This window comes from Tsukamurella sp. DT100 (assembly GCF_049844855.1).
Classification (GTDB): domain Bacteria; phylum Actinomycetota; class Actinomycetes; order Mycobacteriales; family Mycobacteriaceae; genus Tsukamurella.
Genome location: NZ_JBNCLV010000003.1, coordinates 477,594 through 495,288 on the forward strand (window position 1 = coordinate 477,594; position 17,695 = coordinate 495,288).

The window sequence follows — 17,695 nt, forward strand, 5'->3', positions numbered from 1 at the left end:
TCGACGAGACGATGGCCGGTCCGGTCCCGGCCGCCGGCCGGGCTGCTAGCCGACGACGAGCGACGTGCCGGTGGCGCGGAGCGTGGAGCCCAGGTCGTAGAACAGCGAGCCGCTGCGGGCGAGCGGACCGTCGAACGTGGCGGCGCGGCTCGCGATGCCGAGCGCGGCGTTGTCGGAGCTGCGGATGAGCGGGCCGCCGCTGTCGCCGACCTGCACCGGGATCGTGGTGGCGATGTAGCCGCCGTCCACACTCACCACGGAGCCGCAGCGCCAGCCCGACGAGACGCCCTGGCTGCACACCGCGTCGCCGGGGCGGGCGGTGCCCACCGAGGTCGGCCGGACGCGGCCGCCGGGGGCGGCCTTCGCGAGCTTCGGGTCGAGGGTGAAGACGCCCCAGTCGGGGGCGTCGGGCACGACGAAGGTGTCGGACTTGGTCAGCGCGGGCGCCGACGAGCCGGTGTTCACGCCCACGATCCGCCCGTTCACGACCACCTGCTGGCCCTGGGCGCCGCAGTGCCCGGCGTACAGGCCCACGCGGGTGCCGTCGGCCCGCTGGCCGACGAAGCCGACGGTGCACCCGCGGCCGTCGGCGACGTTGCCGACCAGCTTGGTGACCGTGAGCACGGAGCTGCCGGGGAAGACGGTCGCGACCGGCTCCGCCTGCGCGGAGGCGGGAAGGATCAGCGCGGCGACGCCGCCGAGGACGGCCACGGACGCGGCGGCGTTCCTCGGGAACGACGTGATGGTGCGGCGCATGATCCTCCTCGGGTGGGCGCAAGACTGTGCGACGGTAGCGTGCCACACGCCACACCGCCTGTAAACCGAGTGAACGACGATGCGCAGGTCAACTCGAGTGACTCGAGTTGCGAATTTTCCCTACTTCGAGGGCTTGGGTGTGACCCAGGTCGTGATCTTCGCGTGCACCACCTCGGTGCCCTTCTTGTCGCGGACGGCGATGTCGACGACCACGTCGCGCCCGGTGGTGATCGCGTCCCAGTCGATCTCCTCGGCCAGCGTCGCGGTGGCGACGAGCGAGGACTCGGCCTTGGCCAGGTAGTCGACGGTCATCGACTTCGGCAGCCAGCGGTGCGTGCCCGGCGTGGACGCCTCCATCACCATGCCCATGCCCACCTCGGCGAGGTTGCAGGCCGCGATGGCATGGAAGGTGCCGATGTGGTTCTGCACGAACCACCACTTCGGCCCGTGGACCACGGCGCGGCCGTACTCGATCTCGGAGATGTACGGGGTGACGGAGGCGAAGTACGGCGCCTTGAGCGACGCGGCGGCGGAGAAGGCCAGCTTGCCGAGCGGCTTGTCGCTGAGCGTGCGCCACATCTTGTACGTGGTGGTGTCGGTCATGGCCGCTATCTTACTCCACGGTAAGTTCGACGGTGCGCGTCACCGGGGCGGGTTCGCCGCGAGCGCGTCGAAGCCCTCGCGGGCCAGCTTCACGATGGTCTCGCGGATCCGCGGCCAGTACGGCGAGCGCACGTTGACGGGGGTGCCGTGGTTCGCCCCGTCGAGCTCCACCAGCAGCGACGGTGCGCCGAGCGCCCGCGCCGCCGCGACGAAGTCCACCGACTCCGACGCGGGCACGATCGAATCCTCCGAGCCGTGGATCGCGACGGACGGCATGAGCGGATCGATCCGCTGGATCGGGTTCGCCAGCGCGTACCGCTCCGGCACCCGGTCCGGCATGCCGCCGAGCGCCTTGCGGACGTGGTCGTTGAGGCGCGAGCTGGTGCGCATGTCGAGCACCCCCGCCATGGAGACGAAGGCGCGCGGGGTCACCGTCGGGCCGCCGCCCGCCGGCCAGGTCACGCCCGGCGACCCCGCCGGGAGCGTGCGCCGGGTGGCCGCCCACGCCGCGAGCTGGCCGCCCGCGCTGTGCCCGACCAGGATCACGTTCGTCGGGTCCAGGGCCGGCGCGGACTCGGCGAGGGTGGGGACGAAGTCGACGGCGTGGCCCACGTCGGTGAAGGTGGTCGGCCAGCCACCGCCCGAGCCGACCCGCCGGTACTCGACGTTCCACACCGCGAGGCCCTGCGCCTGCAGCGCCCGCGCGACCTCGGCCATGTACCCCGCGCTCGACCGGTTCTTCCAGCCGCCGCCGTGGATGAGCACCACCACGGGCAGGCTGCGCGGCGCGTGGGCGCCGCGGGGGAGGTAGAGGTTGCCGTAGTTCTGGCGGGGATCCGCGTTCGGGGCGGGGTAGCGGTAGCGGATCGCGTCGTCCCGCACCGCGGCGACGGGGCGCGGCACGGCCCGGGACTTCGAGGCCGCGGCCGAGGACAGTGCAGCGGCACCGTCGACGGGGGTCACCGCGCAGCCGGAGCCCAGAAGGGCACCGGCGCACAGGAGGACGGCCAGGAGCAACGCGCCCGGCCTCGGCGCGACGCTCCGTTCGGTCATGCCCGATATTCTTCCAGAGCGCGCCCCGGCAACGCGTGTGACGCGAATCGCACCGGCGGGATCGACCGGTTCGATTTGAAGATGCGGCCCGAGCAGTGCATACTGGTCGGGTTGCCTTGTCGGGCGGCGCGGTCCTGTATGGGGCCGTCCCACCGGCTTCGGTATCGCCCGGCTCCCCTCGAGGGAGCCACCGGAACACACGGCGGAGTATGAGCGCCAGCGCGACACGCCCGACCGCGTGGACCGGAGCAATTTGATACATGAACAGCGTCGATCGACTTCAAGCGGGATACGTTCCCGCAGGTGATTCAGCTGTCCGTGTGTCTGGCAATACGTTTGAACACTTGACGGAAGAGGACACAGCGTGGCGGGACAGAAGATCCGCATCAGGCTCAAGGCCTATGACCATGAGGCGATCGACGCGTCTGCTCGGAAGATCGTCGAGACCGTGACTCGCACCGGCGCCCGTGTCGTCGGTCCCGTGCCGCTGCCGACGGAGAAGAACGTGTACTGCGTCATCCGCTCGCCGCACAAGTACAAGGACTCGCGCGAGCACTTCGAGATGCGTACGCACAAGCGGCTGATCGACATCCTGGACCCGACGCCGAAGACGGTCGACGCGCTGATGCGCATCGATCTGCCGGCCAGCGTCGACGTGAACATCCAGTAAGCGGCTGCGGAGAAACGATATGACTGAGAACAAGATCAAGGGAATCCTGGGCACCAAGCTCGGCATGACCCAGGTCTTCGACGAGAACAACCGGGTCGTCCCGGTCACCGTCGTCAAGGCCGGGCCGAACGTGGTCACCCAGATCCGTACCCAGGCCGCTGACGGCTACGACGCCGTGCAGCTCGCCTTCGGCGCGATCGACCCCCGCAAGGTGAACAAGCCCGTCTCGGGCCAGTTCGCCAAGGCCGGTGTCACCCCGCGTCGCCACATCGCCGAGCTGCGGCTCGCCGACGCCGATGCCGCCGCCGACTACGAGGTGGGCCAGGAGCTGGGCGCCGACGTGTTCGAGGCCGGCAACTTCGTCGACGTCACCGGCGTCAGCAAGGGCAAGGGCTACGCCGGCGTCATGAAGCGCCACGGCTTCTCGGGCCTCGGCGCCAGCCACGGTGTGCAGGCCGTGCACCGTGCGCCCGGTTCCATCGGTGGCTGCGCCACCCCGGGTCGCGTCTTCAAGGGCGTCCGGATGGCCGGCCGCATGGGCTCGGACAACGTCACCACGCAGAACCTGTCCGTGTTCAAGGTGGACGCCGAGGCCGGCGTCCTGCTGATCAAGGGCGCCATCCCCGGCCGCAAGGGCGGCCTCGTGATGGTCCGTACCGCAGTGAAGGGTGGTGCTCGCGCATGAGCAAGCTGACTCTTGATGTGAAGACCGCCGACGGCAAGGTCGACGGCACCGTCGAGCTCCCCGCCGAGATCTTCGACGTCGAGCCCAACATCGCGCTGATGCACCAGGTGGTCGTCGCGCAGCTCGCCGCTGCGCGTGCCGGCACGCACTCCACCAAGACCCGCGGCGAGGTCCGCGGCGGTGGGCGCAAGCCGTACCGCCAGAAGGGCACCGGCCGCGCCCGTCAGGGCTCGACCCGCGCGCCGCAGTTCAACGGCGGTGGCACGGTGCACGGCCCGCAGCCGCGCGACTACAGCCAGCGCACCCCGAAGAAGATGAAGGCCGCCGCCCTGCGCGGTGCCCTCACCGACCGGGTTCGCGAGGACCGTATCCACGTCGTCACCGAGCTGGTGTCCGGCCAGGAGGCGTCGACCAAGACCGCGCGCCTGTTCCTGGCCGCGCTGTCGGAGCGCAAGAAGTTCCTCGTGGTCGTCGGCCGCGAGGACCTGACCGCGCAGCGCAGCGTCCAGAACCTGCCGAACGCGAAGTGGATCTACTCCGACCAGCTCAACACCTACGACGTCCTGGACGCCGATGATCTGGTGTTCAGCCGCGAGGCTCTGGGTTCGTTCATCGCGAGCGCCACGAAGACCGAGGAGGCGAACGCCTGATGGCCACCGCAACCATCCCCGCCGACCCGCGGGACATCCTGCTCGCGCCGGTGATCTCCGAGAAGGCCTACGGCCTCATCGAGGAGAACACGTACACCTTCGTGGTGCACCCGGACGCGAACAAGACGCAGATCAAGATCGCCGTGGAGAAGGTCTTCGGCGTCAAGGTCGACAGCGTCAACACCTTGAACCGCCAGGGCAAGCGCAAGCGCACCCGTGCCGGTTACGGTCAGCGCAAGAGCACCAAGCGCGCCATCGTGACCCTGAGTGCCGATAGCAAGCCCATCGACATCTTCGGAGGCGCGAGCTAAATGGCTATCCGTAAGTACAAGCCGACCACTCCGGGTCGCCGCGGCTCGTCGGGCTCGACGTTCGACGAGGTCACGCGTTCGACCCCGGAGAAGTCGCTGATCCGTCCGCTGCACGGCCGTGGTGGCCGTAACGCGCACGGCCGCATCACCACCCGGCACAAGGGTGGCGGCCACAAGCGCGCCTACCGTCTGATCGACTTCCGTCGTCACGACAAGGACGGCATCAACGCCAAGGTCGCGCACATCGAGTACGACCCCAACCGCACCTCGCGGATCGCACTGCTGCACTACTTGGACGGCGAGAAGCGTTACATCCTCGCCCCCAAGGACCTGAAGCAGGGCGACATCGTGGAGTCGGGCCCCAACGCCGACATCAAGCCGGGCAACTGCCTGCCGCTGCGGAACATCCCCGCCGGCACGGTGATCCACAACGTGGAGCTGCGTCCCGGTGGCGGTGCCAAGATGGCCCGCTCGGCCGGTGCCAGCGTCCAGCTGCTGGGCAAGGAGGGCGCGTACGCGACCCTGCGTATGCCCTCCGGCGAGATCCGTCGCGTCGACGTGCGCTGCCGCGCCACCGTCGGCGAGGTGGGCAACGCCGAGCAGAGCAACATCAACTGGGGCAAGGCCGGCCGCATGCGCTGGAAGGGCAAGCGCCCGACCGTCCGTGGTGTCGTCATGAACCCGGTGGACCACCCGCACGGTGGTGGTGAGGGTAAGACCTCCGGTGGTCGCCACCCGGTGAGCCCGTGGGGCAAGCCCGAGGGCCGCACCCGCAAGAACAAGGCGAGCGACAAGATGATCGTCCGTCGCCGCAAGTCCGGTAAGAACAAGCGCTAGGAGGGAGTTAGAGAATGCCACGCAGCCTCAAGAAGGGCCCGTTCGTCGACGACCACCTCCTCGCGAAGGTCGACGTCCAGAACGACAAGGGCACCAAGCAGGTCATCAAGACCTGGTCGCGCCGCTCCACCATCATCCCCGACTTCATCGGTCACACCTTCGCCGTCCATGACGGTCGCAAGCACGTGCCGGTGTTCGTCTCGGAGAACATGGTGGGTCACAAGCTGGGCGAGTTCGCCCCGACGCGGACGTTCAAGGGCCACATCAAGGACGACCGGAAGGCGAAGCGCCGCTAATGAGCAACGACACAGCAGCACAGACCTCGGCGTCGGCGACCGCACGTTTCGTGCGCGTCACGCCCATGAAGGCCCGTCGCGTCATCGACCTGGTCCGCGGTAAGGACGCCGAGCAGGCGCTCGCGATCCTGCGGTTCGCGCCGCAGGCCGCGAGCGAGCCCGTCGCCAAGGTTCTCGCGTCGGCCATCGCCAACGCGCAGAACAACCTGGGCCTCGACCCGCGCACCCTGGTCGTCTCGGAGGCGTACGCCAACGAGGGCCCGACCATGAAGCGCATCCAGCCGCGGGCCCAGGGCCGCGCGTACCGGATCCGCAAGCGCACCAGCCACATCACCGTGGTGGTCGAGTCGGTCGAGTCGAAGAAGCCCGCCGCCAGCCGGAACCGGAAGGGAGCGTAAGCATGGGTCAGAAGATCAATCCCCACGGCTTCCGCCTCGGCATCACCACGGACTGGAAGTCCCGCTGGTACGCCGATAAGCAGTACTCGGAGTACGTCAAGGAAGACGTCCAGATCCGTAAGCGTCTGACCGACAGCCTCGAGCGTGCCGGCATCAGCAAGATCGAGATCGAGCGGACCCGGGACCGCGTGCGGGTGGACATCCACACCGCGCGTCCGGGCATCGTCATCGGCCGCCGCGGCGCCGAGGCCGATCGCATCCGCTCGGAGCTGGAGAAGCTCACCAAGAAGCAGGTGCAGCTCAACATCCTCGAGGTGAAGAACTCCGAGGCCGACGCCCAGCTCGTCGCGCAGGGCATCGCGGAGCAGCTGAGCAACCGCGTGGCGTTCCGCCGCGCGATGCGCAAGGCGATCCAGTCGGCGATGCGTCAGCCGAACGTCAAGGGCATCCGGGTCCAGTGCTCGGGTCGCCTTGGCGGCGCGGAGATGAGCCGCAGCGAGTTCTACCGCGAGGGCCGCGTGCCCCTGCACACGCTGCGCGCCGACATCGACTACGGCCTGCACGAGGCGAAGACCACCTTCGGGCGGATCGGCGTCAAGGTGTGGATCTACAAGGGCGACGTCGTGGGCGGCCGGCGCGAGCTGGCGGCACCGTCGAACGACGACCGTCGCGGCCCGCGTCGTGAGCGCCCGCAGCGCCCGCGTCGCAGCGGCGCGTCGGGCACGACCGCCACCAGCACCGAAGCCGGTCGCGCCGCAACGGAGGAGACTCCTGTGGCGGCGGCTCCGGCTGCAACGAACCAGGAGGGCTGACGCCATGTTGATCCCCCGTCGGGTGAAGCACCGCAAGCAGCACCACCCCGGCCGTTCCGGCCAGTCCAAGGGCGGCAACCATGTGACGTTCGGTGACTACGGCATCCAGGCTCTCGAGCCCGCCTACATCACCAACCGTCAGATCGAGTCCGCTCGTATCGCCATCAACCGGCACATCAAGCGTGGCGGCAAGGTCTGGATCAACATCTTCCCGGACCGCCCCCTCACGAAGAAGCCCGCCGAGACCCGCATGGGTTCCGGTAAGGGTTCGGTCGAGTGGTGGGTCGCGAACGTCAAGCCCGGTCGCGTGCTGTTCGAGATGACCTACCCCAATGAGGAGACCGCTCGCGAGGCCCTGCGTCGCGCCCAGCACAAGCTCCCCTGCAAGACCCGCATCGTGACCCGAGAGGAGCAGTTCTGATGTCGAACACCGTCGCCGCTGATCTTCGCGGTCTCACCGCGGACGAGCTGGTGGAGAAGCTGCGCGAGGCCAAGGAGGAGCTGTTCAACCTGCGGTTCCAGATGGCCACCGGGCAGATGAGCAACAACCGTCGCCTGCGCACCGTGCGTACCGACATCGCCCGGATCTACACGATCCTGCGCGAGCGGGAGCTCGGCCTGGCCTCGGGCCCGGAGGGTGACGCCGCATGAGTGAGAACGGAAGCAATGTGACCACCGAGGAGCGGAACAGCCGCAAGGTCCGCATCGGGTACGTCGTGTCCGACAAGATGGAGAAGACCATCGTCGTCGAGCTCGAGGACCGCGTGAAGCACTCCCTGTACGGCAAGATCATCCGCACCACCTCCAAGGTGAAGGCGCATGACGAAGAGGGCGTCGCCGGTGTCGGCGACCGCGTCCGGATCATGGAGACCCGTCCGCTGAGCGCCAGCAAGCACTGGCGCCTGGTGGAGGTGCTGGAGAAGGCCAAGTAAGGCCCACCCGCACCGCACAGACGACGAAGGCCCCCGTCCACTCCGCGAGGAGAGGACGGGGGCCTTCGCGTCGTTCCGGGGTGGGGTCAGAGCTTCTTGCCGACGGCGACGACCGCGTTGCAGGCGTCGTACACGCGCTGGAGGGCCGGGTTGGACAGCTTCCACGTGGCGCCTTCGCTGCCGCGGGCCGCGCGGTCGGCGGCGAGGGCGCGCGAGTACTCGGTCAGGCGGGTCTGGTAGGTCCGCAGCGCCGCGACCAACTGCGGGTTCGACGCGGCGCGGCCGATGGTGCCCGGCAGCGTGCCCAGCTCGACGCGCAGCGCGTTCTGCTCGGCGTCGAGCGTCGGGGCGATGCCCTCCCAGGTCCAGTCCTTGTTCTTGGTGGCCTGGACGGCGGCGCGGCTCGCGGCCTGCCGCGGCGCGCGGTTGGTGTTCCACAGGTCGTACGCGGCGCGGGCGGGCGAGGCCGCCGGCGCGCCGGGCGCCGACGGTGCGCCGGGAACCGGCGTCGGCGCGGCGGCGGCGACACCGGCGAGGGGAGTGGCGAGGGCGGCGGCCAGCAGGCCGGCGGAGACGGTGCGGGCGCCCCAGGTACGAATGGTCACGATGATTACCTCTCGATGTCAAATGATGAACATCAAGAAGATAGCCCGGCGAACGACGTCAGTGTACGGAAATCTTCGTGATCTCGAACACGTAGTTGTCGATCAGGCGCAAACGCGACGCACGGCGCTGGCCGCATCGCCCAGCGCCGAGAACGCCGGGTTGCTCTTGACCCAGGTGTTCTCGCCCGAGCCGCGCGCGGCTTGATCGGCCCGCAGGCCGTCGTTGTAGGCGTCGAGCTTGGCCTTGTAGTCCGTGATCGCGGTCTTGATCGTGGGCGCGAGGTTCTCCGTCGCGATGATGCCCGGCAGCCGGCCGGTCTCCGTGGCGATGGCGGCGAACTCCGCGTTGATCAGGCCGGTGATGCCGTCCCAGGTCCACTTCGGGTCCTTGGTGAAGGCGACGGTGGCGCGACTCGCGACGATGCGGGTGTCGTACCCGGACTGCCACGAGGAGCACGCGGACTTGCCCGCGGCCGCCGCGGCGGCGGCCCGCGACGACGCGATGGTGCTCTGATAGGCGGCGACGTCCTGCGGGTCCGCCGAGCCGGTCCCCGCCACCGAGCCGCAGCCGGCCAGTGCGAACAGTGAAGCCCCGACGACCAGTGCCGCGCCCCCGCGGCCGCGGAGCGGATGGATCCTCGTACGTGCGGTCATGATCATGCCTCCCCTGGTGCGCGTCGACGTGCGCGCCTTATGACTGCATTGTCGCTCATGAATCGCCTCCGCGTTTCATGAGGGTGCGAACGCACAGTGTGTGAGCATCGGCACTCCACCATCGATTATGCGGGACGATGCGAACAGGTTTGCTATGCTGTGGAACATGCGGGACGGTGACGTCCCGCGCCGTCGTAGGGCACCCGGGCCCCTGACTCGCCGATCTCGGCTCGAGACCATTTCCCGGTTCTTTTCTTGCGGCGAACGGATGCGGCCACCGCCGCCTTCGCCACCACCACCGTTAGGTACCCCCTTACCGTGAGCACCCCTGTGTCCACCCGTTCCTTCGCCGACCTCGGCGTGCCCTCGAACCTCATCGCCGCCCTGAACGACATGGACCGCAGCACGCCGTTCCCCATTCAGGCCGACACCCTCCCCGACACCCTCGCCGGCCGCGACGTGCTCGGCCGCGGGAAGACGGGCTCGGGCAAGACCCTGGCCTTCGCGATCCCGCTGGTCGCGCGCATCGCCGGGCACCGCGCCCCCGCGGGCAAGCCGTCCGGCCTCGTCCTCGCCCCCACGCGTGAGCTGGCCACCCAGATCACCGCCACCGTCGAGCCGCTGGCCCGCGCCGCCGGCCTGCGCGTCACCACGATCTTCGGCGGGGTGAAGCAGACCCGCCAGGAGCAGGCGCTGAGCAACGGCGTCGACATCGTCGTGGCCTGCCCCGGCCGCCTCGAGGACCTGATGCGGCAGCGCATCGTCGACCTGTCGCGGGTCGAGGTCACCGTGCTCGACGAGGCCGACCACATGGCCGACCTCGGCTTCCTGCCCGTCGTCACCCGGATCCTGGCCGCGACCCCGGCCGGCGGCCAGCGGATGCTGTTCTCCGCCACGCTGGACAACGGCGTCGACAAGCTGGTCCGCAAGTTCCTCACCGACCCGGTCTCGCACTCCGTCGACCCCGAGAACTCGCCGGTCGTCGCCATGACGCACCACGTCTTCGAGGTGGGCGGCAAGGACGACAAGAACGAGCTGGTGCGCGCCCTCGCCTCGGGCACGGGCCGCCGCATCCTGTTCACCCGCACCAAGCACCAGGCCAAGAAGCTGGCGAAGCAGCTCACCGCCGACGGCATCCCCGCGCGCGACCTGCACGGCAACCTCAGCCAGCCGCAGCGCGACCGCAACCTCGAGGCCTTCAGCACCGGCACCGCCCGCGTGCTCGTCGCCACCGACATCGCGGCCCGCGGCGTCCACGTCGACGACATCGAGCTGGTCGTCCACGTCGACCCGCCGGCCGAGCACAAGGCCTACCTGCACCGCAGCGGCCGCACGGCCCGCGCCGGCAACGAGGGCACCGTCGTCACCGTGATGACCTCCGATCAGCGCAAGGACACCCAGGCGCTGCTCAAGAAGGCCGCGATCAGCGCCCGGCCCGTCGCCGTGACCGCCGCGTCGCCGGTCGTCGTCGACCTCGTCGGCGAGGTCGCGCCGTACGTCACCCCCGAGCCCGTCGCGCCGCAGCCGCAGCAGCAGCGCAGGTCCGGCGGCGGTCACGCCCCGGGCCGGGGCCGCGCCGGGCGCGGCAAGGGCACCGGGCAGCGGTCCGACGGTGCCGGTCGCGGCCAGGGCGGTTCCGCCGGTCAGGGCGGCCAGCAGCGTCGTCAGGGCCAGGGCGGCCAGCAGCGCTCCGGCGCCCGGCAGGCGCCGTCCGGCCAGGGCCGCCCGCAGGGCCAGGGCCGCGCCCAGCAGCCCCGCCGTCGCGCCACCCGCCCCGCGGGCTGACGCCCGCCCGCACAATCGGGTAGTCGGCTACTCGTTCGCAGCGCGCCTCGCCGGGGTCCAATGGACCCAGGGAATCGGAGGTGCGCGATGGACGGATCGAACGGCGGCCGTGATGCCGTCGAGGCGGCGACCGCGGCGGTGCGGCGGGACCCGCTCCGCGAGGACGCGCACCGCGCGCTCGCCCGGGCGCACCTCGACGCCGGCGACCTCTGCGGGGCCCGCGCCGCGGTGCAGCGCTACGCGCAGCTGACGCGGCGCGAGCTCGGCGCCGAGCCGGCGCCGGACCTCTGGACGATGGTCGGGCTGCCCGCGTGGACCCACGCGCGTCCCGCCCGGTCGTCAGCCGCGGGCGATCGCCAGCACCTCGTCCTCGGTGGGCGGGCTGGCGGCGTGATGGCTCAGGCACATCGGTGAGTGCAGGCGCACCGTCGCCGCGCCGGCCCCGAGATAGAAGTCGCCCGCGCCCAGCCCGCCGATGCCGTCGAGCCGCCCGCCGCGGGCGGCGGCCAGGTCCTTCGCGGCCTGGATCTGCACCGGCGCGTTGAGCTTGCCGTAGAAGTGCGTTGCGCTGTTGCCGACGATCTTGTCGTGCAGGCCCTTCGGGGCCTGCGTCGCGAACACCAGCCCCAGCCCGTACTTGCGGGCCTGCGAGGCGAGCAGCAGCGTCGACTCCGTGGACGGCTTCACCGACCCCGACGGCGCGATCTGCTGCGCCTCGTCCATCACCAGCAGCCAACCGAGCGGCTTCTCGCCCGCCGGATGGCGCTTGATCCACGAGAACAGCGCCAGCTGCAGCTGCGCGACGAAGGTCTGCCGCTGCGTCTCGTCGGGCAGGCCGATGAGGCTGATCACCGAGATCCGCGCGCGCTTGCCGTCCGCGGGGGTCAGCAGTGTCGCCGGGTCGACCGCCTCGCCGCGGCCGCCGAGCAGCGGGTTGTTGATGAGCGCCGCCTGCAGGTTCGCGGCGAGCTCGGGCGCCAGCTTGTCGGCGCTGCCGAGGCTGCTGCGCGTCGAATCCCACGCGCCGAGGAACTCGGCGAACGCCCGGATGTCGGCGCGGCCGATCTCCCGGCCGTAGGCGTCGAGCGCCTCGCGCAGGATCGCGCGCTGCTGCTCGCGGCGCGATCCGCCCACGCCGACGTGCTGCTCCAGCGCGCTCGCGCACGCCTCCACCGCCATCGCGAAGCCCTCCCGCGCCTCCTGCGCGTCGAGATCGTCGCCGTCCATGCCTGCGCGCAGCGCCGCGAAGTCCGGGATCGGCTGCAGCACCAGCGGCCGCGCGGACGCCCGGTTCGGCGTCCACACCACCACGTCCGTGTCGGCGAGGTAGGTGCGCGCCCGCTCGGCGTCGCCCTCCCACCATCCCGCGGGCTCCTGCGGCCACGCCTCGCCGAGCCGGGAGAGGTCGTTGTTCGGGTCCAGCACGATCGCCGAGACGCCGCGCAGCGCGCACTCCTCGATGAGCCGGCGGATCAGCACCGTCTTCCCCGAGCCGGAGCCGGCGAAGATCGCGGTGTGCTTGCGCAACTCGGCGAGGTCGACGGTGACGGGCGCGTGGTCCGGGCCGAGGCCGACGGCGATGCCCGCCGGGCCCGACGGTGCCGCCGGCGCGGCCGGGACCTCGGCGTTCGGTGCCGCGGGCTCCGGGCGCGGGGTCGGCGGCCCGCCGAACATGACGTCGGCGACGGAGCTCGACAGCCCGCCCACGCGGCCCACCGCGTCGCCGGGGATCATGCCGCGGGCGCGGCGCGAGGCGGGGCGCTCGGCCGCGGGCTTCGGGGCGCCGTCGAGCCCCGCGAACATCCGCAGCCCGTGCGCGGGCCGCCGCGCCGTGAGCCAGTCGTCGAGGCCGTCGGGCCCGTTCGCGATGATCCGGCCCAGCGCGTCGAGGGTGGCGAGATCGGCCTCGTCGAGGGGGAGGAGCTCCGCGCCGCGCTCGACGGCGTCGGCGATCACCGACGACGCCTTCGGGCTGGTCGGCCAGGGCGTGGAGCGCAGCAGGAAGAGCTTGCGCCGGTCCATCCCGGCGGCGACGCCGGCCGCCGTCGCGGCGCTCTGCACGCGGTTGGTGGTGGCGACGGCGTTGGAAGCGGGGATCGCGCGGAAGGCCCAGTGCTGCTCGTCCTCGACGCGGCCGGGCAGGCGGCGCCGCAGCCGGCCGTCGAGCTGCTTGTTGCCGCGCTCGATCTGGAAGCCGTCGCCGCCGTCCTCGCGGGTCCACGCCCGCAGGCCGGCCTCGATGAGGCCGCCCATCCGCTTGTCGGCGACGGCCTGGTCGGTCGCCACGTCGCCGACGCGGGCCCGGATCCGGAGCGCCTCGAACTGTTCGTCGATGCGGGTCAGCACGTCGACGGGCGGGTCCGCGGGGGGCTCGGCGGGCTCCATCGGCGTCGGCTCCGGGACCGACGGCGCCACGCGCGCCGGCCCGTCGTCGAAGGAGGCGAGCTCGAAGTCCGTGCGGGTGGTGACGCACGCCCGGATGTGCGCATCGACCTTGGTGAGCAGGTCGCGCGGGGTGTGGTGCACCGCGGAGGCGAAGGCCTCCGGCGCGATCGGCCACGTGGGGTGCGGCGGGACGAACTCCTTCGCGCGGTACGCGGCCGTGAGCCTCCGCTCGACGATGGCGCGGGCGATGGCACCGTCGGGCAGCGACTTGAGCGGGCCGACCACCCGGAACCGGGCGGCGACGGATGCGGTGGCCCGGCTGGAGAGCGTCTCCCACGCCGTCGGCAGCATGCAGGCGACGGTAACCGTGCGATAGAGGCCCTGGCGCAGCGACATCAGGCCGTGGCCGACCTGCTCGATGACCTCGCTCTCCGCGGCGTCCGGCGCGGTGAGGGTGGCCGCGGACTGCGCGAGCAGGGTGTCGATCTGGTCGACGGCGAAGACGGTCGCCGCGGTCTCCGCCATGAACGCCGAGACCGCGCGGACCGTCTCCACGGCGGCGAAGCCGTGCGCGGGCAGACCCCAGTGCAGGCGCTCGGCGGCGGTCTCCTCGACCTCGATGTCGTCGAGGAACGCCGAACCCAGGTCGGCGAGACGGGAATCGGGGGAGCCGAGCAGCACCAGCGCGCGCAGCACGCCGTGGTACTGCCGCACCTGCGGGCGGCGCTTGCTCATGGCCGCGACGAGCGCGTCCAGGCCCTCCGGCGTGGGCACCGCGTCGCCCGAGAACTCGCGGCGGTGCGCGCGAGAGAGCCCGGCCTCGTCGGAGAGCAGCCACAGCAGCTGCGCGAGCTGGGTCTCGTGGTCGCGGGCGGGGCGCAGCAGCGAGCTGCGCAGCGAGGTCAGCGCGGCGCGCCAGAAGTCGGAGGCGTCCAACAGCTCCAGCAGGACGAAGTAGTGGCCCGCGGCCTGCACCTCGGACCGGAACCGGGTGAGCAGGTGGGTCTTCCCGGTGCCCGCGTTGCCGGTGATCACCAGGCCCGTCGGGGAGGCGCCGGTCGACGCGACGGCGTCGCCGAGGGCGTCCTCGAGATCCTCCCAGACGTCGGTGTGCAGGCCGTCGACGTGCGTGTCCTCCGCTGCGGCGTCCCACACCTCCTCGTACGTGGGCGCCCAGCTCAGGCGGACGGAACGCAGCGCCGCGCGCTGGGTGTCGGAGAGCGTCATCGGGTGATCCGTATCGCGTGCAGGGGACGGCCGCCCAGCTGCAGCGCGGCGGCGTGATCGTCCGGGGTGAGGGCCTTGAGGTTGTCCTCGGCGACGATGTGCACGCCGGGCTCGGGGTACAGGGCGCGCAGGCCCTCGTCGACGACGGTGCGCGGCACGCCGGGCAGCGCCGCCCGCAGGTCACGCAGGGCCACCCAGGCGCCCAGCGCGGCGACCGCGCGGTAGGCGGCGCGCACCCGGTCCGCGGGCGGGCCGTCGGGGACGGATTCGTGCCGGGCCGGGGCCGGCGGCACCGTCGGGGCCGGGGCGGGCGCGGGCGGATCGGCGGGCGTGACCACCTCGCCCAGCGCGAGCGACTCGCGGCGCAGGTACCGGCCGATGCCGGCCGCGAAGGTGAACAGGGCGCGCAGCTGCGGCGTTGCGCGCGGCGGGGGAGGGGACTCGAGCAGTTCCGAGGCCGCGGCCCAGCCGCGGTCGGTGAGGGAGAGCAGCAGCGCGCGGCGCTCGCCGACCTCGACGTCCAGCAGGCCGCGCTCGACCAGCTTGCGCCGGGAAGGGGCCTCCAGCGCGGGGCCGAGCAGCTTGAGATCGGGGTTGCGCACCGGCTCGACGGCCGACGCGAGCACGAGCAGCACCGCGGATTCCGTGCCCGTGAGCCCCGCGATCGACTCGCCCATCACGCACCCCTCCCGTGGCCCGATCCCGTTGCAGTGACCAATGTACGGATGATCGACATGGATTCCGCGAGGTCGTCCATGATCCGCGCGTTGGTCAGCCGCAGCACCCGGAAGCCGGCCAGCATGAGGTCGGCGTCGCGGCGCCGGTCGGCCTCGTACTTCTCGCGTCCGCGGTGGTCCGGCCCGTCGACCTCCACCACCAGGCGGGGCTGCGGGAACAGCAGGTCGACGCGGACGGGCCGGGCCAGCGGCCCCAGGTCGATGGCGTAGTTCCAGTGCCGCGCGGACGCCCACGCCTGGCCCACCAGCCCCCGCTCGAGGCACTGCTCCGCCGCGCTCGCCGGGTGCGGCTTGCCCGCGACCGGCGGGAACGCGGGCAGCGGCTCGAGCCCGACGGTGAACTCCGACGGCCCGCGGCGCGGCTCGGCGGCGAGCGGCGGACCGTCGACCACCGGGAACCGGTCCAGCGGCGCCGCGCCCGGCCCGAACAGCCAGACGGTGCTGTCGCCCCGCGCGAGCCACTGCGACGCGCTGGAGAGGGCGTCGCCGAGGTGCGGGGCGAGTGGCCGTTCGACGTCGATCGCGAGCGCCACCGACGGGGCGTGATAGCTGCGGGTCAGGGCGTACTCGAGGGCGTCCCGACGGTCGGCGGCGGGCAGCTCGGCGAAGCCGCGGCCCGACTCGGGTCGCAGCGCCGCGGTGGCGAGCGCGCCGAGCGCCGTGCCGATCCCGGCACCGCCGTCGTGCCGGTGCGCGAGCTCGCGGGCGGCGAACCGGTCGAGGATCCCGCCGGATTCGGGGGCGAGCGACGGGTCCGGCAGCCAGGCGGGAAAGACCTCGAAGGCCACGGCGACCTCCCGGGTCAGCACGTCGTCGATGATCGCGCCGGGGGAGGAGGGCAGCGGCTGCGTGAGGCCCGGGAAGACCACGACCGGGTCCTGCGGCCCGCGGCGCTCGGCGGCGGAGGCGAGCGCGGCGGCGGAGGTGCCCCGCAGTCGCGCCACCCCGCGCGCGGGCAGATCGGAGAGCTGCACGAGATGAAGTTACGGCATCGCGATCGCATCCGGAGGTGCCTGTCGCCCGGCGAATCCGATCCTCCGAGCGGCGAGCGCGGATCACGCCGTCTATATACTCTGATATATAGCGATCGAAAGGTGGTCTCCCATGGCTGTCACCAGCGTCGACCTCGACCCCCGACTGATCGAGCGGGCTCGGGAACTCACCGGGGAGCGCTCGAACCGCTCCGTCATCGATCTCGCCCTGCGTCGGCTCATCGCGTCGAAGCAGAAGGGGGCGATGATCGACGGCATCGCCGGGCTCGCCGGACTCCCCGATGGCCTCGGCGCGCCCGTCGTCGATCCGACCGCGACGCCGTGACGGACTACCTCGTCGACAACTCCGTCTGGACGCGGCTCGCGACCGGAGACGAGAGGATCGCGAACCGCCTGCGGCGCATAGAACGTTCACCCGCCGATCTGTTCGTGACGTGCCCGCCCCAGGTGCTCGAGTTCTGTCACAGCGCGCGAACGCCCGACGAGCACGAGCTCTATCGGGACCGGATCACGATGGGCTTCCCGCTCGAGCGTGCCCCGGACGAAGATCTCGTCCTCGATATGCAGGCCGCGCTGAGGTCGTCCAGGCTCGTCCGCGCCGCGTGCCCCGCGGACATCCTCATCGCCGCGTACGCCATCGTCAACGACGCGACCGTGCTCGCCGCCGACCACGACTTCGACCACATCGCCCGCGTCAGCGAGCTCACGCACGAGTACATCGCGCCGGCGACGTGATTCGTGATCGTCGAGATCGGGGCGGCACCGTCGGACATGATGGCCGGCGGCCGGGGCCCGACCGGGCGCGATTCGACATCTACCTGCGACTTCCCCTATCATGGACGGGTTGCCCGGCGCCCTGTGGTGCCAGGCGGCTGACCACGCGTGTTCGGGTCGGAAATCCGGCGCGCATGAAAATCCAGGTCGAGGAGACTCTCTAGTGATTCAGCAGGAATCGCGGGTGCGGGTCGCCGACAACACGGGTGCTAAGGAAATCCTCTGCATCCGCGTGCTCGGTGGAAGCTCGCGCCGCTATGCCGGCATCGGTGACATCATCGTCGCCACCGTCAAGGACGCCATCCCCGGCGGCAACGTCAAGCGCGGCGAGGTCGTCAAGGCCGTCATCGTGCGGACCGCCAAGGAGCGCCGCCGTCCGGACGGTTCGTACATCAAGTTCGACGAGAACGCCGCTGTCATCATCAAGAACGACAACGACCCTCGTGGCACCCGCATCTTCGGCCCGGTCGGCCGCGAGCTGCGCGACAAGAAGTTCATGAAGATCGTTTCGCTGGCTCCGGAGGTGCTCTGAC

Annotated in this window: 24 protein-coding genes; 16 read left to right on the top strand and 8 right to left on the bottom strand. The window is 71.4% G+C overall.

Translation table 11 applies throughout. The features are described 5' to 3' along the window. Positions 1-45: 45 nt before the first annotated feature. The 3 genes from ACLQ3K_RS09505 to ACLQ3K_RS09515 form a co-directional block, all read right to left on the bottom strand. On the bottom strand, positions 46-756 hold the full coding sequence (locus tag ACLQ3K_RS09505) for a S1 family peptidase (protein ID WP_425998815.1): 711 nt from the start codon (positions 754-756) through the stop codon (positions 46-48). Positions 757-876: 120 nt separating this feature from the next. Continuing rightward, complete coding sequence (locus ACLQ3K_RS09510) at positions 877-1,359, bottom strand: hotdog fold domain-containing protein (RefSeq protein WP_224647310.1); 483 nt, start codon at positions 1,357-1,359, stop codon at positions 877-879. Between the two features lie 39 nt (positions 1,360-1,398). Next, entirely contained in the window at positions 1,399-2,412 is a 1,014-nt protein-coding gene (locus ACLQ3K_RS09515; RefSeq protein ID WP_425998817.1) for an alpha/beta hydrolase family protein, read from the bottom strand. Between the two features lie 364 nt (positions 2,413-2,776). On the opposite strand from ACLQ3K_RS09515, the gene rpsJ reads away from it, so the two are divergent. From rpsJ to rpsQ, 11 genes are read left to right on the top strand one after another with little or no spacing between them, the layout of a single operon-like run. Beyond that, on the top strand, positions 2,777-3,082 hold the full coding sequence (rpsJ, locus tag ACLQ3K_RS09520) for a 30S ribosomal protein S10 (RefSeq protein WP_003938093.1): 306 nt from the start codon (positions 2,777-2,779) through the stop codon (positions 3,080-3,082). 19 nt (positions 3,083-3,101) lie between these two features. Beyond that, positions 3,102-3,767, top strand: coding sequence for a 50S ribosomal protein L3 (rplC, locus tag ACLQ3K_RS09525; protein ID WP_224647306.1), 666 nt, complete (start codon positions 3,102-3,104; stop codon positions 3,765-3,767). After that, positions 3,764-4,417, top strand: a complete 654-nt coding sequence (gene rplD, locus ACLQ3K_RS09530; protein ID WP_224647305.1) for a 50S ribosomal protein L4 — start codon at positions 3,764-3,766, stop codon at positions 4,415-4,417. The genes rplC and rplD overlap by 4 nt, the downstream gene beginning before the upstream one ends. Then, complete coding sequence (gene rplW, locus ACLQ3K_RS09535) at positions 4,417-4,728, top strand: 50S ribosomal protein L23 (protein ID WP_068522672.1); 312 nt, start codon at positions 4,417-4,419, stop codon at positions 4,726-4,728. The genes rplD and rplW overlap by 1 nt, the downstream gene beginning before the upstream one ends. Further along, positions 4,729-5,565 carry a 50S ribosomal protein L2 gene (gene rplB, locus ACLQ3K_RS09540; protein ID WP_224647304.1) on the top strand — a complete coding sequence of 279 codons (837 nt, stop codon included), beginning with the start codon at positions 4,729-4,731 and terminating at the stop codon, positions 5,563-5,565. It begins immediately after the preceding gene. 14 nt (positions 5,566-5,579) lie between these two features. Continuing rightward, positions 5,580-5,861 carry a 30S ribosomal protein S19 gene (gene rpsS, locus ACLQ3K_RS09545; protein WP_068573204.1) on the top strand — a complete coding sequence of 94 codons (282 nt, stop codon included), beginning with the start codon at positions 5,580-5,582 and terminating at the stop codon, positions 5,859-5,861. Continuing rightward, positions 5,861-6,259 (top strand): 50S ribosomal protein L22, encoded by a 399-nt coding sequence (rplV, locus tag ACLQ3K_RS09550; protein ID WP_068522669.1) that lies wholly within the window; start codon positions 5,861-5,863, stop codon positions 6,257-6,259. The genes rpsS and rplV overlap by 1 nt, the downstream gene beginning before the upstream one ends. A 2-nt stretch (positions 6,260-6,261) precedes the next feature. After that, entirely contained in the window at positions 6,262-7,071 is an 810-nt protein-coding gene (rpsC, locus tag ACLQ3K_RS09555) for a 30S ribosomal protein S3 (RefSeq protein ID WP_068522668.1), read from the top strand. 4 nt (positions 7,072-7,075) lie between these two features. Next, the gene (gene rplP, locus ACLQ3K_RS09560; RefSeq protein ID WP_224647303.1) at positions 7,076-7,492 is read left to right on the top strand and encodes a 50S ribosomal protein L16; all 417 of its coding nucleotides are present in this window, start codon (positions 7,076-7,078) and stop codon (positions 7,490-7,492) included. Continuing rightward, positions 7,492-7,722: a 50S ribosomal protein L29 gene (rpmC, locus tag ACLQ3K_RS09565; protein ID WP_013128010.1), complete on the top strand. Its 231-nt coding sequence runs from the start codon at positions 7,492-7,494 to the stop codon at positions 7,720-7,722. The genes rplP and rpmC overlap by 1 nt, the downstream gene beginning before the upstream one ends. Continuing rightward, on the top strand, positions 7,719-8,003 hold the full coding sequence (gene rpsQ / locus ACLQ3K_RS09570; protein WP_068573211.1) for a 30S ribosomal protein S17: 285 nt from the start codon (positions 7,719-7,721) through the stop codon (positions 8,001-8,003). Before rpmC ends, rpsQ begins: the two co-directional genes overlap by 4 nt. Before the next feature lie 86 nt (positions 8,004-8,089). Here rpsQ and ACLQ3K_RS09575 read toward each other — a convergent pair whose 3' ends face one another. Then, positions 8,090-8,608, bottom strand: coding sequence for a hypothetical protein (locus ACLQ3K_RS09575; RefSeq protein ID WP_425998824.1), 519 nt, complete (start codon positions 8,606-8,608; stop codon positions 8,090-8,092). 102 nt (positions 8,609-8,710) lie between these two features. After that, entirely contained in the window at positions 8,711-9,262 is a 552-nt protein-coding gene (locus tag ACLQ3K_RS09580) for a hypothetical protein (protein ID WP_224647301.1), read from the bottom strand. A gap of 393 nt (positions 9,263-9,655) precedes the next feature. Between ACLQ3K_RS09580 and ACLQ3K_RS09585 the strand changes: the two genes are divergently transcribed. Both ACLQ3K_RS09585 and ACLQ3K_RS09590 read left to right on the top strand, forming a co-directional pair. Beyond that, the gene (locus ACLQ3K_RS09585; RefSeq protein ID WP_425998991.1) at positions 9,656-11,047 is read left to right on the top strand and encodes a DEAD/DEAH box helicase; all 1,392 of its coding nucleotides are present in this window, start codon (positions 9,656-9,658) and stop codon (positions 11,045-11,047) included. An 87-nt stretch (positions 11,048-11,134) separates the two neighbouring features. Continuing rightward, positions 11,135-11,461 carry a BTAD domain-containing putative transcriptional regulator gene (locus ACLQ3K_RS09590; protein ID WP_425998827.1) on the top strand — a complete coding sequence of 109 codons (327 nt, stop codon included), beginning with the start codon at positions 11,135-11,137 and terminating at the stop codon, positions 11,459-11,461. On the opposite strand, the gene ACLQ3K_RS09595 is transcribed toward ACLQ3K_RS09590, so the two are convergent. Genes ACLQ3K_RS09595 through ACLQ3K_RS09605 form a run of 3 tightly spaced genes read right to left on the bottom strand, consistent with a single transcriptional unit; the run spans position 11,387 to position 16,370 of the window. Further along, positions 11,387-14,659, bottom strand: a complete 3,273-nt coding sequence (locus tag ACLQ3K_RS09595) for a helicase HerA domain-containing protein (protein WP_425998829.1) — start codon at positions 14,657-14,659, stop codon at positions 11,387-11,389. The two genes, ACLQ3K_RS09590 and ACLQ3K_RS09595, sit on opposite strands and share 75 nt — an antisense overlap. Continuing rightward, positions 14,656-15,336 (bottom strand): hypothetical protein, encoded by a 681-nt coding sequence (locus ACLQ3K_RS09600; protein WP_425998831.1) that lies wholly within the window; start codon positions 15,334-15,336, stop codon positions 14,656-14,658. The genes ACLQ3K_RS09595 and ACLQ3K_RS09600 overlap by 4 nt, the downstream gene beginning before the upstream one ends. Then, complete coding sequence (locus ACLQ3K_RS09605) at positions 15,336-16,370, bottom strand: endonuclease domain-containing protein (RefSeq protein WP_425998833.1); 1,035 nt, start codon at positions 16,368-16,370, stop codon at positions 15,336-15,338. Before ACLQ3K_RS09605 ends, ACLQ3K_RS09600 begins: the two co-directional genes overlap by 1 nt. A gap of 130 nt (positions 16,371-16,500) precedes the next feature. Here ACLQ3K_RS09605 and ACLQ3K_RS09610 point away from each other — a divergent pair, with 130 nt between their 5' ends. The 3 genes from ACLQ3K_RS09610 (at position 16,501) to rplN (ending at position 17,694) form a co-directional block, all read left to right on the top strand. Continuing rightward, on the top strand, positions 16,501-16,713 hold the full coding sequence (locus ACLQ3K_RS09610) for a type II toxin-antitoxin system VapB family antitoxin (protein ID WP_224650090.1): 213 nt from the start codon (positions 16,501-16,503) through the stop codon (positions 16,711-16,713). Next, complete coding sequence (locus ACLQ3K_RS09615) at positions 16,710-17,123, top strand: PIN domain-containing protein (RefSeq protein ID WP_425998835.1); 414 nt, start codon at positions 16,710-16,712, stop codon at positions 17,121-17,123. Before ACLQ3K_RS09610 ends, ACLQ3K_RS09615 begins: the two co-directional genes overlap by 4 nt. Before the next feature lie 202 nt (positions 17,124-17,325). Beyond that, a complete protein-coding gene (gene rplN, locus ACLQ3K_RS09620) occupies positions 17,326-17,694 on the top strand; it encodes a 50S ribosomal protein L14 (RefSeq protein ID WP_013128004.1) in 369 nt (122 codons plus the stop codon). Position 17,695: the final 1 nt, after the last annotated feature.

Excerpts from the sequence above, each read along its gene's own strand:
- ACLQ3K_RS09505 (WP_425998815.1), bottom strand. The coding sequence starts at position 756 with ATGCGCCGCACCATCACGTCGTTCCCGAGGAACGCCGCCGCGTCCGTG.
- ACLQ3K_RS09510 (WP_224647310.1), bottom strand. The coding sequence starts at position 1,359 with ATGACCGACACCACCACGTACAAGATGTGGCGCACGCTCAGCGACAAG.
- ACLQ3K_RS09515 (WP_425998817.1), bottom strand. The coding sequence starts at position 2,412 with ATGACCGAACGGAGCGTCGCGCCGAGGCCGGGCGCGTTGCTCCTGGCC.
- rplC (WP_224647306.1), top strand. The coding sequence starts at position 3,102 with ATGACTGAGAACAAGATCAAGGGAATCCTGGGCACCAAGCTCGGCATG.
- rplD (WP_224647305.1), top strand. The coding sequence starts at position 3,764 with ATGAGCAAGCTGACTCTTGATGTGAAGACCGCCGACGGCAAGGTCGAC.
- rplW (WP_068522672.1), top strand. The coding sequence starts at position 4,417 with ATGGCCACCGCAACCATCCCCGCCGACCCGCGGGACATCCTGCTCGCG.
- rplB (WP_224647304.1), top strand. The coding sequence starts at position 4,729 with ATGGCTATCCGTAAGTACAAGCCGACCACTCCGGGTCGCCGCGGCTCG.
- rpsS (WP_068573204.1), top strand. The coding sequence starts at position 5,580 with ATGCCACGCAGCCTCAAGAAGGGCCCGTTCGTCGACGACCACCTCCTC.
- rplV (WP_068522669.1), top strand. The coding sequence starts at position 5,861 with ATGAGCAACGACACAGCAGCACAGACCTCGGCGTCGGCGACCGCACGT.
- rpsC (WP_068522668.1), top strand. The coding sequence starts at position 6,262 with ATGGGTCAGAAGATCAATCCCCACGGCTTCCGCCTCGGCATCACCACG.
- rplP (WP_224647303.1), top strand. The coding sequence starts at position 7,076 with ATGTTGATCCCCCGTCGGGTGAAGCACCGCAAGCAGCACCACCCCGGC.
- rpmC (WP_013128010.1), top strand. The coding sequence starts at position 7,492 with ATGTCGAACACCGTCGCCGCTGATCTTCGCGGTCTCACCGCGGACGAG.
- rpsQ (WP_068573211.1), top strand. The coding sequence starts at position 7,719 with ATGAGTGAGAACGGAAGCAATGTGACCACCGAGGAGCGGAACAGCCGC.
- ACLQ3K_RS09580 (WP_224647301.1), bottom strand. The coding sequence starts at position 9,262 with ATGACCGCACGTACGAGGATCCATCCGCTCCGCGGCCGCGGGGGCGCG.
- ACLQ3K_RS09585 (WP_425998991.1), top strand. The coding sequence starts at position 9,656 with ATGGACCGCAGCACGCCGTTCCCCATTCAGGCCGACACCCTCCCCGAC.
- ACLQ3K_RS09590 (WP_425998827.1), top strand. The coding sequence starts at position 11,135 with ATGGACGGATCGAACGGCGGCCGTGATGCCGTCGAGGCGGCGACCGCG.
- ACLQ3K_RS09595 (WP_425998829.1), bottom strand. The coding sequence starts at position 14,659 with ATGACGCTCTCCGACACCCAGCGCGCGGCGCTGCGTTCCGTCCGCCTG.
- ACLQ3K_RS09600 (WP_425998831.1), bottom strand. The coding sequence starts at position 15,336 with ATGGGCGAGTCGATCGCGGGGCTCACGGGCACGGAATCCGCGGTGCTG.
- ACLQ3K_RS09610 (WP_224650090.1), top strand. The coding sequence starts at position 16,501 with ATGGCTGTCACCAGCGTCGACCTCGACCCCCGACTGATCGAGCGGGCT.